Annotated in this window: 13 protein-coding genes and 1 pseudogene; 6 read left to right on the top strand and 8 right to left on the bottom strand. The window is 33.5% G+C overall.

Annotated features, from left to right (window positions below; all coding sequences use genetic code 11):
- Positions 1-3 precede the first annotated feature (3 nt).
- Positions 4-492: a hypothetical protein gene (locus AC5LWL_RS11235; protein WP_493434390.1), complete on the bottom strand. Its 489-nt coding sequence runs from the start codon at positions 490-492 to the stop codon at positions 4-6.
- 515 nt (positions 493-1007) lie between these two features.
- Here AC5LWL_RS11235 and AC5LWL_RS11230 point away from each other — a divergent pair.
- The 4 genes from AC5LWL_RS11230 (at position 1008) to AC5LWL_RS11215 (ending at position 3825) form a co-directional block, all read left to right on the top strand.
- Positions 1008-1325, top strand: coding sequence for a hypothetical protein (locus AC5LWL_RS11230; RefSeq protein WP_493433165.1), 318 nt, complete (start codon positions 1008-1010; stop codon positions 1323-1325).
- Positions 1326-1470: 145 nt separating this feature from the next.
- Positions 1471-2862, top strand: coding sequence for a transposase (locus AC5LWL_RS11225; protein ID WP_493434389.1), 1392 nt, complete (start codon positions 1471-1473; stop codon positions 2860-2862).
- Positions 2856-3647 (top strand): ExeA family protein, encoded by a 792-nt coding sequence (locus AC5LWL_RS11220; protein WP_493433163.1) that lies wholly within the window; start codon positions 2856-2858, stop codon positions 3645-3647. Before AC5LWL_RS11225 ends, AC5LWL_RS11220 begins: the two co-directional genes overlap by 7 nt.
- A complete protein-coding gene (locus AC5LWL_RS11215; protein ID WP_493433162.1) occupies positions 3637-3825 on the top strand; it encodes a hypothetical protein in 189 nt (62 codons plus the stop codon). The genes AC5LWL_RS11220 and AC5LWL_RS11215 overlap by 11 nt, the downstream gene beginning before the upstream one ends.
- Before the next feature lie 70 nt (positions 3826-3895).
- On the opposite strand, the gene AC5LWL_RS11210 is transcribed toward AC5LWL_RS11215, so the two are convergent.
- The 4 genes and pseudogenes from AC5LWL_RS11210 to AC5LWL_RS11195 all read right to left on the bottom strand — a co-directional run.
- Positions 3896-4603, bottom strand: a complete 708-nt coding sequence (locus AC5LWL_RS11210) for a site-specific integrase (RefSeq protein WP_493434388.1) — start codon at positions 4601-4603, stop codon at positions 3896-3898.
- A complete protein-coding gene (locus AC5LWL_RS11205) occupies positions 4575-5510 on the bottom strand; it encodes a tyrosine-type recombinase/integrase (protein WP_066418430.1) in 936 nt (311 codons plus the stop codon). Before AC5LWL_RS11205 ends, AC5LWL_RS11210 begins: the two co-directional genes overlap by 29 nt.
- A gap of 133 nt (positions 5511-5643) precedes the next feature.
- Positions 5644-7803 (bottom strand): type IA DNA topoisomerase, encoded by a 2160-nt coding sequence (locus AC5LWL_RS11200; protein ID WP_066418433.1) that lies wholly within the window; start codon positions 7801-7803, stop codon positions 5644-5646.
- Positions 7804-8193: 390 nt separating this feature from the next.
- Positions 8194-9228 (bottom strand): annotated as a pseudogene (locus AC5LWL_RS11195) (DNA topoisomerase); the annotation flags it as partial.
- Positions 9229-9612: 384 nt separating this feature from the next.
- Here AC5LWL_RS11195 and AC5LWL_RS11190 point away from each other — a divergent pair.
- Positions 9613-10953 (top strand): transposase family protein, encoded by a 1341-nt coding sequence (locus AC5LWL_RS11190; RefSeq protein WP_493432582.1) that lies wholly within the window; start codon positions 9613-9615, stop codon positions 10951-10953.
- Between the two features lie 262 nt (positions 10954-11215).
- The gene (locus AC5LWL_RS11185; protein ID WP_493434387.1) at positions 11216-11533 is read left to right on the top strand and encodes a hypothetical protein; all 318 of its coding nucleotides are present in this window, start codon (positions 11216-11218) and stop codon (positions 11531-11533) included.
- Between the two features lie 326 nt (positions 11534-11859).
- Here AC5LWL_RS11185 and AC5LWL_RS11180 read toward each other — a convergent pair whose 3' ends face one another.
- From AC5LWL_RS11180 to AC5LWL_RS11170, 3 genes are all read right to left on the bottom strand, one after another.
- Positions 11860-12843 (bottom strand): aromatic acid exporter family protein, encoded by a 984-nt coding sequence (locus AC5LWL_RS11180; RefSeq protein WP_493434386.1) that lies wholly within the window; start codon positions 12841-12843, stop codon positions 11860-11862.
- 2 nt (positions 12844-12845) lie between these two features.
- The gene (locus tag AC5LWL_RS11175; protein WP_493434385.1) at positions 12846-13145 is read right to left on the bottom strand and encodes a hypothetical protein; all 300 of its coding nucleotides are present in this window, start codon (positions 13143-13145) and stop codon (positions 12846-12848) included.
- Positions 13146-14111: 966 nt separating this feature from the next.
- Complete coding sequence (locus AC5LWL_RS11170; RefSeq protein ID WP_493434384.1) at positions 14112-15578, bottom strand: IS1182 family transposase; 1467 nt, start codon at positions 15576-15578, stop codon at positions 14112-14114.
- Positions 15579-15739 lie beyond the last annotated feature (161 nt).

Here is a 15739-nt window from a genome sequence, read left to right as displayed (position 1 = left end):
CTTTTATTCTTGTTTCTTATATATTTCATCTATCTTTTTTTCTAACTTTTCTTTAATTCGTTTTGTACTAGCGAGATATGGTTTTACCGAGTCAAAACCTTTGTCCCCTCTTGGAAAACTTACATCATATAAATTATCAGCTTCTTCAGCCAATAAGTTGGAAAATATCCCCCTACCGATATGACTAGCCCATCTCTCAGCTTCAAGTGCTAAAGCATTATTTCTATCTGCCATATTATCCGAATCTCTGAGGTACTGCAGAAATATTTTCTTTGTTTTATTAAAATGGTAATAGTAATTGTTGCCTGTCATGGCTAATCCTTTTTGATTAGGAAATAGTGGGCTTTCTCCGTTTAATTTCATAACTTCTGTTAAACTTTTCATATGTTTTTCATAAAATAAAGGTGACCAATCCTTAAATCCAAAAACGATTTGCCTTCTTTTACTTTTAATATAGCTAGACCCCGATGTATTAATAATATCCTTTCTCAAGTTTCGATCCTCTGAGAGATCCACGATAAAACCATATTGTTCGTAGCCTGCTCTAATGTCGCTATTATGAGAGTACTGGTCTCTATTTTTATCGGAGAGAATGCAAAAAAAGAGCCGTCAGCTCTACTGACCATAGTATAATGGGTCAGTAGAGCTGACGGCTCTTAAACTAGAAAAGGAAAAAGGCTATTTGTTCCTCTTTGCTTGGCGGCCAGAGAACAAATAACCTCCCACTTACTATGCATATTTTACTAGATTGTCCTCTTACTTTCAAGAAATATAAAAGATTCATCGAAACTTACAATGAAAATACTTTTTGTCCTTGCTGCGGGAGGATTACCAGAAAACACGGGAAATATGAAAAAACAGTTCATTTTAAACATCAATCCTTCCGGATTCCTATCATGCGAAGAAGATGTCCCGTTTGTAATATGACTTTTTCATTAATGCCTTGCTTTTCTCTCTCGTGGGCAAGGTTTGCGAATCATATTTATGAATTTTTTGTACGGTGGTTGATGGCGGGAATTCCTATTAGTCAGTTAGCTGAATGGTTAACCACTTCTTCTGTTTCTGTGATATCCCTTAAAACTCTCTATAGATGGAAGAAACATTTTTTTAATTTTCTAGGGGAATGGTGGATTAGCCAACGAAAAGAATGGGCTGTGAAGTTCCAAGAAGCAGATGGATTACTGTCTCTTTATCGACAAGGAATAACCTCTAATCAAGAGATTCATTTTCTTCTCTCTTTCTATTTTGGTAAAAAAGAGTCTATTCCTTGTAAAGGAAGGCTATTTTCTATGATTAATCTCCGCCAACGTTTCTCGTACTCCTGAAGTCAGTGAAGCTGTCGGATTAATTACGCAAAATTGGATTTATTTCCTTTTTCTTACTCCACAAAATATGTCCCTATTCTACAAAAGGTAATTCGGGGAAAATGGGGTTAGTTCCCTATTTTATGGTAGGAAAGGAGAAAACAAGATGAATGAAACGATACGTAATGAATTAGCTGCTTTTCGATTTGGATTAATTGCTCCAGTTGTTCAAAGACAGCTACAACCTGGGGAAAGGTATGCCCTTTTGAGGGAAATTGCAAAGCAAAGGTATACCATCCCAGGCAGTGAACGAAGTACAGTAAGTGTTCGATCATTAGAAAGGTACCTTCAAGCATATGAAGAGAAAGGGTTTGAAGGCCTGAAGCCTCAAGTAAGAGAAAAAAAAGGAAGTTTACAAAATCAGAACCCAGATATACTGAAACGTGCAATCGAATTACGAAAGGAATTACCTAGTCGAAGTGTTGAACAGGTCATCAGAATACTAGAGTTAGAGGAAACAGTTCCATTAGGTGTCCTCAAACCACGAACTTTATCTCGTTATTTTCAAGAAATGGGCTGGAGTAAAAAGGACCTTTACCGTGCGGTAAAGAAGGAGTTTCGTCATTTTGAACATGATACACCAAATGATTGTTGGCAGGCAGATACGCAGCACACTCTTTACTTACCCGATCCAAAAAATCTTGAAAAACGTAAAAAGGCTTATCTTATAGCTATAATCGATGATCATAGTCGCCGAATTATGCATGCGGAATTTTTTATGGAAGAAAGGTATCCTCGTCTTGAAAGGTGTGTCCAAAAAGCTGTTTTAAAGTTTGGAGTACCCAACCTGTTTTTCTGTGATAATGGCTCCGTTTATAGTGCTAAGCAGTTTCATATTATGTGTGCGAGAATGGGGACTAAGCTTATCCATGCTAAGCCATATTCGCCAGAATCAAAAGGGAAAATTGAGAAATTTTTTCAATTTGTAGATAGTAGCTTTACTGGAGAAGCAAATTTATTAATTAATCAGGGGAAGCTCTTAACATTGAAGCAATTGAACAATTACTTGGGTTCTTGGTTAGAAGCTTATGATAACCGAATTCATCGAAGTACAAAACAAACACCTAAAAAGCGATATGAAGCACAGGCAGATCATACGCGTCACCTTCCTGCAGAAATATTAAAAGACATTTTTCTTTGGGAAGAGGAACGAACTGTCCGAAAAACAGCAATAATTGAACTAGAAGGAAATCAATATGATGTTGATTCCTCCTTACGCGGGAAACGAATTCAAATCAGATATAATCCGTTTGATTTAACAACCATTCAAGTATGGAAGGATAATGAACGCTTCGAAGATGCGAAACCGGCAGTACTTCGAAATCAAAGCCACTCCAAATTACCGGATGAAACAGATAACGTTCAAACGCCTGCAGGAGTTTCTAGTTTCTTAGAGCAGTTGAAAAAACATCAGGAAGAAGAAAAGCGAAAACAAATAGGGACTACTAGTTTTGCCAAATTAAAAGAGACACAATCAAGGGGGAATGAATCATGTTAGACTTTTTTGAAATGAAGGCAGTTCCTTTCACCCGTGAAATTTCTCCAATGCACTTGTTCCATTCCTCCAGCCAAAAAGAAGCTGCTGCCCGTTTAGAATATTCAGTACAACAGCGTCAGTTTTGCCTTTTAACAGGAGAAGCAGGGATGGGGAAATCAACGGCTATTCGATCATTGGTCCAGCAATTAGATCCGATTCATTATCATTACCTATATATTTGTGATTCTTCCTTAACACCAAAACTTTTTTATAGAGAAGTTCTGCAGAACTTCGGTATCCAACCAGCCTTTCGATCAACAGATGCGAAGCGTCAATATCAGTCTTTGATGCTTGATATTTATGAGAATGAAAAAAAGCAGATAGTCGTTATTTTAGATGAAGCTCATCATTTTTCCGATTCTATGCTACAAGAACTTCGCTTCATTCTTAATTTTAAAGAAGATTCCATGTCCCCTCTATCCCTTATCGTGGTGGGGCAATCTAGTTTACGGAATCTATTAAGGGTAAAGCAAATGGAAGCCATTGAACAGCGAATTCAAATGCGATATCAAATAAGTGGTCTAACAGAAAAAGAAACGAATGAGTATATTCGTCACCAATTAAAAGTGGTAGAAACACCCCAAGAAATCTTTTCGGAAGAGGCTATTACAGCAATTTATAACTTCAGCCAAGGGATTCCAAGAAAAATTAATACACTATGTAGTCAAAGCCTATTAGATGCTTTCATACAAGGAAATAAGATTGTGGGAGAATCCCATATCCATCGGGTAGTAAATGAACTGTAGAAGTGTAAGTACCGATTATTATGTACAATTGGAGAATGGAATTGTCGAGATGGAAGCAACCATTGAGCGGTTAAGAACGGAAATAAATGAGTTAATGGAAATTAGAAATACCTTGTATCAATTGAATGGTTTGCTTAAAAAAGAATCGAAGGATCTGATAGGGGATTTGACATTTTAAACCATCGGCAATTAAGCTGACTTTTGTAAATGCCAGTGGCATTGAGGGTGACTGTTATTCAGTTGCCATGTCACTGCCACTGGCCAGTTAACCGCCATCGAAAGTGGCTGCGGACACCATATTCTCCATTATCCCCTATAAGCTGTAAATCTTTTATTCTAAGATTACATATCTCTCCGGTTCGGAGTCCACCAAAGAATTGCAAATAAAGTGCAAACGCAATTTTACTATCCGTTTGATAGGCAATTTCTAAAAAGGTTAGTATATATTCATCAGGTAATTTATGAAGTCTTGGTTTCGGACTACTGTAAAAATATTGAACATCTTTAATTTTCAAGCTATGGTCAATGATCTTTTTTTCATTTAGAAAATCAAAGAACTTTTCTATATATTTCTCGTGTTTCTTGACCGTATTTTTAGGTGTCCTTTTATAAGAAAGCTCAGATAAAAAATTTATTACATGGTCTGATTTTAATTCTGTAAGACTTTTAACTTTATTACTCTTATCGCTTATTAAAAAGTTTAAAAACATTGCTATGGTATTTGCCGGTGCTTTCATCGTATTGAACTGAGCGTTTTTCCAATTATCTAATATAAATTCTGTTGAAAGAGGATGAATTACTTCAACGTTTGTGTCTTCATTTTTAATTTTTATACACGCATACTTTTTTTCTATTGGCTCCCCTGTTGAGGTTTCTGCATATTGGGCCATTATTGCACGTACAACAAATTTCACATTAGGTTTTATACTAACAACCTTTCTTTGGTTTCTCTCCATCGTTCTCCCACCCTAAATTAATATATCTGGTTTCAAAGGATTGAAGTTCAAAGTTCCCTTTTAAATTAGACCATAAAGACTCGTAAAGTTTTTCTGTATATGATTCAGTTGTATATCTAGTAATTTTTGATATATAAGATAATTCAAATGGTTCATTTTGTGCTAATACAAACAAATTAAAAATACCCATACGTCTTATCATTTGAGGTGAAACCGTATAATTAATATTAGCTATCGAACTGTATTTCCGAAACATTTTGTTAATTGCATCCCTTGTCATTGGACCCTTTTGTCCAATTAATAGTTTGTTACTTTGATAAATGGGTCTGACTTCTAAATAGTCTTTTATCATTTTAATAAGAGGCTCAGTTATGCTAATTTTTCTTATAGTAGACTGGGATTTTGCACCTTTTGAAATTTTAAATCGTATATAACCTTGTGACGGATTAGTAATTTCTATATCATCCAGTTCAATATTAATAAGTTCAGAAATCCTGCAACAAGTTCCGTATAATAAGTGAAATATAAGAATATCTCTCTTATTTCGCACTTCTAATAATGTTTGCCGCAGTCTATCTAAATCATTAAAACTCATCATTCTCATATTCCCGTTGTTTGTTTTAATCTTAATTATTTCATTTGGTTCAATCTTTAATGTGGATTCTCCAATATGATACAAAAATTTGTTATACCGAGTGACACTCTTAATTTTTCGCAAAACAGTATTTTCGCTATATTCGGAGTATAGAAATATTGTATATTCATTTAATACTTCTTCTGTTATTTTGGGGTCTAGTTTTTTACTCTTTAACCAGTCGTAAAACTGAGCAATGTCAAATACATAGCTCTTAATCGTATTTTTAGACAAGCCTTGTCTTTCTAATTCATTGATAAATTTTTCGATCATGCGTACGCCCACTCCATTTCTTTTATTTACCTTAATTTTACAAAATTCTACATAACTTGTATACATAATTTTTATTGAGTTTAATAAAAAAGATGGGTATCCTTGCTAACCCATCTGTCTATCTATACTAATACTATTTATTGAACTCCATCTTCCAACTAAAATATTCGTTATCAGGATTTTTCTCATAACGTAAATTAGCATCAAACTTATTGCCTTTTTTACTCGTTAGTCCTTTAACCAAAACGACTCCATTTTTTAAAAGGCTTTTTACCATTGTTTTTGTTGGTTTCTTTTTCATTGAAGCTAAATATTTATCATTCTTCCAAATGACAAATTTACAGCCATTTTTCCAGTTGCTACATCCAAAGCCTTTCTGACCTTCAATAATTCCATGCCCGCAAAGAGGACATTTTCCAAGAACCTCAATGGTTTTCTTTTCGTTTGATACTTCATTAATAATGATGTCTTTTTCATTTTTAATTGTTTTAACAGCATTTGTTGTAAAATCAAAAATTAAATTCAAGAAACTTTCCTTAGTAAACTTTTGCTTTTCAATATCAGACAATGTTTTTTCCAATCTACCAGTGAATTGTAAATCAAACAAATCCTTTACTGGAAATGTTTCAACTAACTTTCTTCCTAGTTCCGTACAAATCAAGTTTTTATTTTGAGTAGCAATATAACCGACATCTTTTAGTTTTTTTATTGTTTCAGCTCTTGTAGCTGGTGTACCAATGCTATAACCACTTAAAATAGCAGCCATCATTTCTTCACTGTCTTCATCCTCTTTGTCTTTACCCTTGCCGCATGTTTCCATTACTCTTAATAATGTTTTTTCTGTATGGTATTTTGGTGGTTTCGTTACATGAGAAGTCAATTTGTGGTCTTCAATACTTACGACCTCATTTATATTAACTAAAGGTAGAATAGTATCCTTCGATTCGATTTTCTCAACCTTTTTCCATCCTTCAACTAATTGAACCTTCCCTTTAGATAAAAATTCTCCCTCTACATTATTTACAGTTGTTTTTAGAGTAGTCTCTTCATATTCCGCTATAGGCATAAATTGCATTAAGAACCTATTTTTCACAGCACTATATACAATCATTTCATCATTAGTCAATGCTTTAGGGATTAAATACGTTGGAATAATGGCACTGTGACTTTCAACCTTCTTATTATTAAACACCCTTTTTGTTCTTGTAAATCTCAGTTCACTTTCATAAGGCAGTCCTTTTTTTAGAGCATTTAAAACATTTTCTGCCCGTTCAACAAGACTCTCATCCAAAAAATTGCTAGAAGTCCGGGGATAGGTGATTAGTTTTTTCTCATACAATGATTGTGAAATCCGCAAAACTTTGTCCGAAGTCCAGCCCTGATATTTGTTCGTAATAAACCCTTGAAGATTGGATAAATTAAATAAATAAGGGGGATATTCATTTTTTTTCTCAACATTTTTTTCGGATACGGCGCCCTCTTTTCCAGACAAAAGGGAATCAATATCCATTAGAACTTGTTTATCTTTAAATTTATCCTCATTGTTAAGATAATAAATCCCTTCATATTCACTACCTGATCGGGTTGCAAATAATGCTTTTAGTTTAAAATAATCTTCTGGAACGAAATTTTCTATTTCTTTATCTCTGTCATAAATAATTTTTAAAGTTGGTAGCAAAACCCTTCCAATATTAAGCGCTTGTCCTTTACCCTTTTGATATTTTAATGTTGCCATAGAAGTAAGATTAATTCCTATTGTCCAGTCCGCCCATTGTCTACCTATACCTGCATCTCTTAAAGGCATCATCTCATCGTTGGGTATTATATTTTTTAGACCCTTTAGTATTTCATTCGGTGTCCACTCATTTAATAGTAATCGATAAACCTTTTTACCATGTTTTATCATATATAAGATCGTATCTCCAATAATTTGTCCCTCTCTATCATAGTCACACGCAGATATAAGATTAGTAACATCATTTCTTTTAATTAGACTATAAATGATTTTCAATTGTTTTTTTGCGCCTAAATCTTCTTTATCTCGATTTTTTTGATTTGATTTCACCTTATATCTAAATTTATCTGGAATGAAAGGAAAGTTTTCTGTTCTCCATTTTGCCATTTTCTCATCATAATCTTTTGCATCAAATAACTGTAAAAGGTGACCAAAAGCCCATGTGATAATATAATCGCTGCCCTCAAAATAACCATCCTGTCTACTTTTTATTTTAAGTGCATCTGCTATATTCTTAGCTACAGAAGGCTTCTCTGTTAGTATTAGTGTTTTGCCCATCTTGATGGTATTCTCCCTTCTTAACTTCGTTTAAAACATAATAACTACTAATCTTTAATTTTTGAACTCATAATTAATATTTTATATTTATAAAGTTTTTTCGGCTTGTCAATCTGAAGATTTATTTAGGGAATTTAGTGAAAGAACCAATAAAAAAGGATATATTAAAAATTAGAAGTTTTGATATAGAGGTTTTGAAAAAGTTGATGTGATTTTCTTCTTACTACAAGTTTAATCCTTATTATGAATAAATAGCTATTGCATAAAATTTAAATTGTCCCAAATAATCTAAATACCTGTAATTTCTTCTCCTTTTAAATACTAATTACTCCATTATGTCCACTTTCATTATGTCCACAACATATGGACATGCTACAAACGGCTATAATTCAGCTTTTCTCCTATTCTATCAATTATGTCCATATCCTTTTTTGTATATAAAGTTCTTGGATAAGTGATATATTTTTTTTCATATAAACTTTGCGCAACTTTTAAAACTTTATCTGCCGTCCAGCCTTTATATTTACTAGTGATATACCCCTGTAAGTTAGATAAATTAAATAAAAAAGGTGGATACTCCTTTTTCTTTTGTACTTGTTTATCTGAAATTATTCCCTTTTTATTTCTTATCTCCGCTTCTATCTTTTGTAAATATTCTTGTTGTTTAAATTTCTCGTTTTTTCCTTCCATATAAGTACTTGTATATGTTTTTTCATCTTTTGTTAGAAAAGTTCCTTGCAGTTTATAATAATTTTCAGGAACAAACTCCTTTATTTCTTTATCACGATCGTAAATAATCTTTAATGTCGGCAACAGAACTCTTCCAATATTTAAGGCTTTCCCTTTTCCTTTTTGATACTTAAGTGTTGCAGCAGAAGTTAAATTAATGCCGATAAGCCAATCCGCCCACTGACGGCTTACTCCTGCATCTTGCAATGGTTTAAGTTCTGTATTTCTTCTTATTTGCTTTAGACCATTTATTACTTCATTTGGTGTCCATTCATTTAGCAGCAATCGATACACTTCTTTATTTGTTTTAAGATTGTAAATAATACTATCGCCAATTATTTGCCCTTCTCGGTCAAAGTCGCAAGCAGAGATAATGGCTTCTACATCATTTCTCTTCATTAGCTTCTGGATTATTCTTAACTGCTTTTGCGCTCCTTTATCAGGCTTCTCGCGGTTTTTCGGATTGCTTTTTACTTTGTATTGAAATACTGGTGGAATGAAAGGAAAATTATCCATTTTCCACGTTGACATTTTTTCATCATAATCTTTTGCATCATTCAGTTGAAGCAAATGACCAAAAGCCCATGTGACAATATAGCCATTTCCTTCATAATAGCCATCTTGGCGGCCCTTTATTTTTAATGCATCTGCGATATTTTTTGATACAGAAGGCTTTTCAGCTAAAATTAGTTTCATAAAAATTGATCACCTTTACTCATTCTTGTTAAAAAACAGTTAAGCAATCCGTCTTAACGTAATTGCGCAATGCCTGCTTTTATTAAATAGTAACATATCGTACAGAAACTATCTTTTTCAAAAATAAATGTTCCTATATTTTTATTATTATTTAACTATTTTTCTTTTTTAGTAGATACGATCCATTATTCCTATTTTCAAATTGGATAACAAAAGAAAATTATACGATTTGGACAATCATCCAAACAACTCGGTTTTTCTAACATACAGTACAGCTCTGAAGAGTAAAAGTTTTTCGAGATAATTCCACCTAACACTCGCCAAATATAGGATAATTAGGATATACAAAACCCTATTATATTGATATTTGGGAGGATTTTTTTTATGATAACTAGAAAAGACAAACGTGATAAAGAAAAAGGGATAAACTTTTTATTCGAGTTTCTGAAAACGCAGAAACACTTTTTTAAAGATTTTAATAAGTTGCTTAAAAAAGTAAAGGATCCAAGACACCAGGGCTATACCATTTATGACCCAGAAGTCCTTTTGATGATGGTTATTTTAAAAAACACCTGTAATCTAAAAAGCATGCGTGAAATGACGAATGAATTCAACAAGGACGAGTGCATTGAAAATATAGGAAAAATTTTAGGGATTGAACATTTGGAAGAATTACCCCACTATGACACAATCAATAATTTTCTTTCTCGGTTGAAACCAGCAGAACTTGAACATATCCGAACGTACATGATCAAAGAATTATTGAAAAAGAGGTGCTTTGATTCTTATCGGATTGAGGGGAAATATTGGGGCGTTATCATTGATGGTACAGGCATTTTCACGTTTAATGAAAAGCATTGTGACCACTGCTTGAGACGAAATTACAAGGAAAAGGATAAGGAAACGGGTGAAGAAAAAACAAAGACCATCTATATGCATCACGTCCTAGAAGCTAAATTGGTTGTTGGAGATATGGTGCTGAGTGTTGACTCAGAATTTATTGAAAATGAATCGGAAGACGTGGAGAAACAAGATTGTGAACTAAATGCTTTTTATCGATTGGCTACAAGACTTAAAGACACATTCAAACGGCTGCCCATCTGTATCATTGCCGATAGTCTTTATGCGTGTGAAAAGGTCTTTAACCAATGCAAGAAATATAAGTGGAACTATTTATTTCGATTCAAGGAAGATCGCATCAAAAGTATTGCCAGTGAGTTTCAGGTATTAAAAAATATGGAAGACAATGTCTTGAATATAAATGAAGATAGCCAACAAGGAAGAATTACTTGGGTGAACGGAATTGTTTATAGGGAACATCAACAAAGTGTGCTGGAATACGAAATGGAGACGAAAAAGGGAAAACAAAAGTTTCTTTTCCTTACCAACATAAAAATCACAAAAAAGAATGCCAAAAGGCTCGTTAACACTGGACGAAGCCGTTGGAAAATAGAAAACGAGGGATTTAACAGACAAAAAAACCTACGCTATCACATTCAACACGCAAGCAGTAAAAATTACAATGCCATGAAAAATCATTATTTATTGGCCCAGATTACAGAAATCATAATGGTGCTTCATGAGCAAGGGTCGAAAGCATTGAAGCGCGTCAAAAAAACGGTAAAAGAAATATCCTCGCGACTGTTAGAAGCCTTGCGCGGGCAAACACTAACAAACGAGGATATAGTACAACTGGGAAAACCAATGCAAATTAGATTTACCTAGTGCCATAATTATAACAAAAGGATGTGGTGTTGGGAAAGAGAAAAGTAGTTATCCACAATTTCACAATGGAAATGACGAAATTGGCTTGTCTTTTTTGGTAAAAAGGACGAAAATGACAATGGTAAATTTTTACATGTGAATAAGTTACTTTAACATCTTTCACATTTTTTTATCAAAGTTTACTCCTCGGAGCTGCATACAGTATAAAGAGGTTGACAAGCAGTCGAAAAATTAGTGAAGAAATGGAGAGATACAATAAAAAATGGAAATACTATCATTGGAGTTTTCTTTATTTGGATTGAACGTTAGCTTTGAGGTAAATACAGACGGTGGCAACAATACTCCTCCACTAGATCCTGCGGAGGAAGCAATTTGTGATTTAATCAGCACTATTCCGGTTGGATCAACGGTAACTTTGTATACGAATTCAGGCAATATTTTTGGACCAGCTACTTTAATTGACTATGATCCCGAAACAACATTAATCACTCTAGCTGAAGAGGATCTAACTTCTCCTCCAAGCAATTCAACATTACAACTAAGTTGTGCATCTGTTGAGACCGTTTCAATTGAAAGTTAATGATTTTTCGTAATTTCTTTAAACAAAATGTATCAAGAATATAAAGCAGGGATATTGTACCAACTTTCGATATAGAAATGTTGCCATTTGGATAGGTGATTTCATTACTTTAAAAGAGGTAAACATCCTGAAAAACGATTGAATCAAATAATATATTTCCCCCTCTTTATATTCCCTTTCTGAAATTTAAAAAATAACTAGTTTACTTTTCACTTTAAGAAGAAGTTTCTTTATACACATAAAAAGAGTGGAATAAAAACAAATGCTTTTATTCCACCATTCATGATGAGGAGTAGAGCTCTCTATTTTTAACCCACTCTTTCTTATTATTGATATGCTACTTTTAACGACTTTTTAATTTCTAAATATTGTTCAATCTCTTTAATTACATAATATATTTGTGCCTGCTCTTCAAATACATCCCAATTATGGGGCAAAGACTCTTTTTTTATTAGCTCTTCTATTCTTTGTAGTTTGCTTAAAAACAGCTGTGCTGTATTTCCAGGATGAATACAAAGACTTAGCTCTTCTAAAAAATCGGCAACAACTTGTCTTTGTTCTGTTAATGTTTGAACAGATGTTACTCTATTAAACAACCGTTCCACAATATCTAGCTGTTTTTCACGAATAGTGAAATATTTATAATAATAATTTTCTTTTCTTGTAAAATGATTTTGAACATCTCTAAATGCTAAACTTTTGGCTATTTGCACTTCTTTTGCCGTACTTTTTAATTTACTTTGATAATTAAAATCACATTCATTATTCCGTAGAAATTCAACCATTTCCATCAATAGCTCTTGGAAATGCTTTTCGATCTTTTTTTGGTAAACTTTCATTTGTTTATCTAAGCTAGGCATATAACTATTTACAAGCAATGCAGCTCCTATACCAATGACAATTAATCCAAGCTCATTTCGAATAACATCCCAATTCATCTGATTTCTTGAATAAATATGAAGAATGATTACGGTACTTGTAACTACCCCTTCATTTACTTTCAATAATACGGTAGTAGGAATAAATACAAGTAATAATAGCCCAATCGCATATGGCTTATAAGCAATTCCTTCAAAAAACACAAAGGAAAAAGGAATGGCCAACATACATGCGATAAAGCGGGCAAATGCACTATGAAGCGATTTTTTTTTTGAGTTTTGGACACATAGTATCGTTATAATTGCAGAAGAAACAAAAAAATCTAATTTGCATAACTGTGCAATAGTAATGCCTATGCTTACTGCGGCAGCTGTTTTCGCAGTACGATAACCGATTTTATATTTTTTTAATCTTGATATTTCCAAATACATTATCAATCACAACCTGTTACTAACAAATCATCCTGTAAAGAAGCAAGCTTCGTATTAAATGAAATTTTATCACCCTGCTTCACTAAAAGCGAAACAATAGAACCACTAAATGGTACACCTATTTCTTTTATTTCATCCCCTTTGGTCTTGATCGTTAATATTGTTTCCCATTCATAAAAATATGCATTTTCTTGAATTAATATTTGATCCACAATACCTTCAAAAGGGCTTAAAATCAATTGGTCTTCTTTTGAAATTTCATAATACGGACTTTGACTGCTTTTTACAATCGTTTCAATCATTTTTTCAAAACTTCCTTTTTTATTTAATTTTAGTTTTCTTTTTCTCTAAAAAGCAAATAATATGACTATTTAAATAATAAATAATGTTTATCAATCAAGTTAATAAAACCATATTTCTAAGCACATTTCAATGCTTTCTTGCTATCTTTTTTATTTTTTCCCTATTCCAATTTAAGGGAGTAAATTCCGCAAGAAAATATAACATAAACCTTCATTTATATACATATTTCTACGTTCATTAACAGATTTCACTATGGGTACATATTAATTAAGTTTTCCATTAAAATTTGTCATTCTTACAGTAACCATTATCCTCTATCGTTTACGATTTATCTACTCCTACCATTATTTTATGAGACAAGATTATAAATTGTACTAGACTTAGCACTTATTTCTATTTAATTTATTGAGTTTATACATGGTAAAAGTAAATGATACGAAGATATAAAAAATATTTCGTATCATGGTTTGGGTTTTTTATTCATGTAAAAAAGAAGGTTTGTAGTTATCACCCGCAGCCTGCATACACTTCGCTTTCCGTGAGGCTCGGCTTTAGCCGCTTCTGGCCCTTGGCTGAGCAGGGTCTCAGCTTCCTCCCCGCGGAAAGCGAGTGTTTTGTAGTGTAATGGAACAACATAGTTTTTATACTTAACTCAAACTTCGCAGTTATAAATCCTTCTTCATGTATTGACTTAATCTGGTTTAGAGCAATTAGAAAAGGATGATTGATTAATCTTTTATGGTGTTTTTTGCAAACATTATTCCTTTTAAATAGGGGCAAGATTCTCGTTTCAGGATGCTCGCTTTCCGTGGGGCGTGCGATGAGCCTCCTCGGCGCTTGCGCGAGGCCACTGAAAAACCTATTGTTTTTCTTTTAGTAATTTACGATAGAAAAAAAAGAAAGCTTTTTGTCAAAAATTTGACAGAAAACTTTCTTTTTTTGCCTATTTTCTTTCGTATTCTTTTCTATTTGTTGTCTTTTTCTTGCATTAATTTGATTATTCGTTTGAGATTGGTAGCGAATATCGCTGTCGCTCCTTGAATTTGCATACCAAATAAACCCGAGGAGGAGGCTGTTTCATACCCGTGTCTGTGTTTTAGTTCACTATTTTTCGCTTCAATCTTATAGCGAGTTTTCGCTAGTTCTTTGAATTTTTCCGTACCTTGAAATTCCTCCTGTTCTTTATGTTCCGTTGATTTGATGGTCACAGAATAGGACTTACTTTTCGCTCCTTCTTTATAACATCCTTCACGAAAAGGACAAACTTTACATTTTTCAATATCAAAAAGGTACTTGATTCGAGGGTTTTTATCTTGATTCTTTCGCTCATCATATTTTTTTTGAATAGCCATATGACCTGCATTGCAGACATACATTCCCGCATCTTTGTTAAAGGAAAATTTTTCTTCTTTTGTCCTTGCTCCATGGGTAATATGAGGATGTAATTTAGAAACAAGTTCCAGCTCATTTTCTTTCGTATAGCGAATATTATCTTTCTCGGAGTAAGCTGCATCCCCGATAACTGTATCTATTTTCATTCCTGTCTCTTTACTTTTCTTTATTAACTCTTGAAGATATTTTCCATCGCTTTTTTCGCCTGTTGTCACTACTGCCGCTGTTATAATTCGCTCATCACTCATCGCGATATGTGTTTTATATCCAAAGAAAGAAGAATCCTCTGATTTATGCCCCACACGTGCATCTGGATCCGTTGAAAAATGTAGTTGTTCTGTATAATCTTCCACCACTTCTTTTAGCACATTCAGTTTCTCTTTAACGGCAGGGATGGAAGCGACTTGTGGTTCGGATTCCACAACAGAAATGATGTCTTTACAGTAATCCAACTCCTCTTTTACTTCATTAGAAGTTGTTTTCTGCGGGAATTTTTCTTTGATGGATTCGTCTATTTGATAGACGGCTTTTCGGACATTTTTGGATTTTTCTTGTAAAAATTCTTTCGGTGACTTTTGATTATAACGCGCTTTTGTATGGGTAGCATCTACAATAATGGTTTTACTTTTCATGATTTCTTTCTCCAATGCAATCTCCACTGTCTTGCCGATTAGCATATCTAATAAACTCAAGTCTTGAAGACGGAGTTTACGAAATTTCGTTAACGAGCTTGGATCAATGACGGCATCTTCTGGTGCCATATCGAGAAAGAATTTAAACGACATATCGTACCGAGAACGTTCCACTACATCTACATCTGACAAATCAAAAATTGATTTTAGAAGGAGATACTTGAACATACGGATCGGCGGCTCGGCATGGCGACCATTTACCAGACAATATTTTGTCTTTAATTCTTCGAGAACGAATGAGAAATCCACTAGCTCATTTATTTGGCGAAGCATATTATCCTTTGGAACAACGAAATCATAAATAGATAAAAACGGACTAAGTGTGAAAGATTCTTGATTGGAAATCATTTTATATACCACCTACATACATTTGATCTCTTCATTATAAAACAAAAGGCAGTCAAAAGGTCATTTAGAATGAACTTTCGACTTCCTAAGTAAAAAAAAGGACTTTTTCAGTGGCCTCGCTTGCGCCTGCGGGGTCTCATCTAACCCGCTAATCCCACAGG

The sequence above is a fragment of the Niallia sp. WK069_GA_01 genome (assembly GCF_983173855.1).
This window is presented reverse-complemented; position numbering and strand designations above follow the sequence as displayed.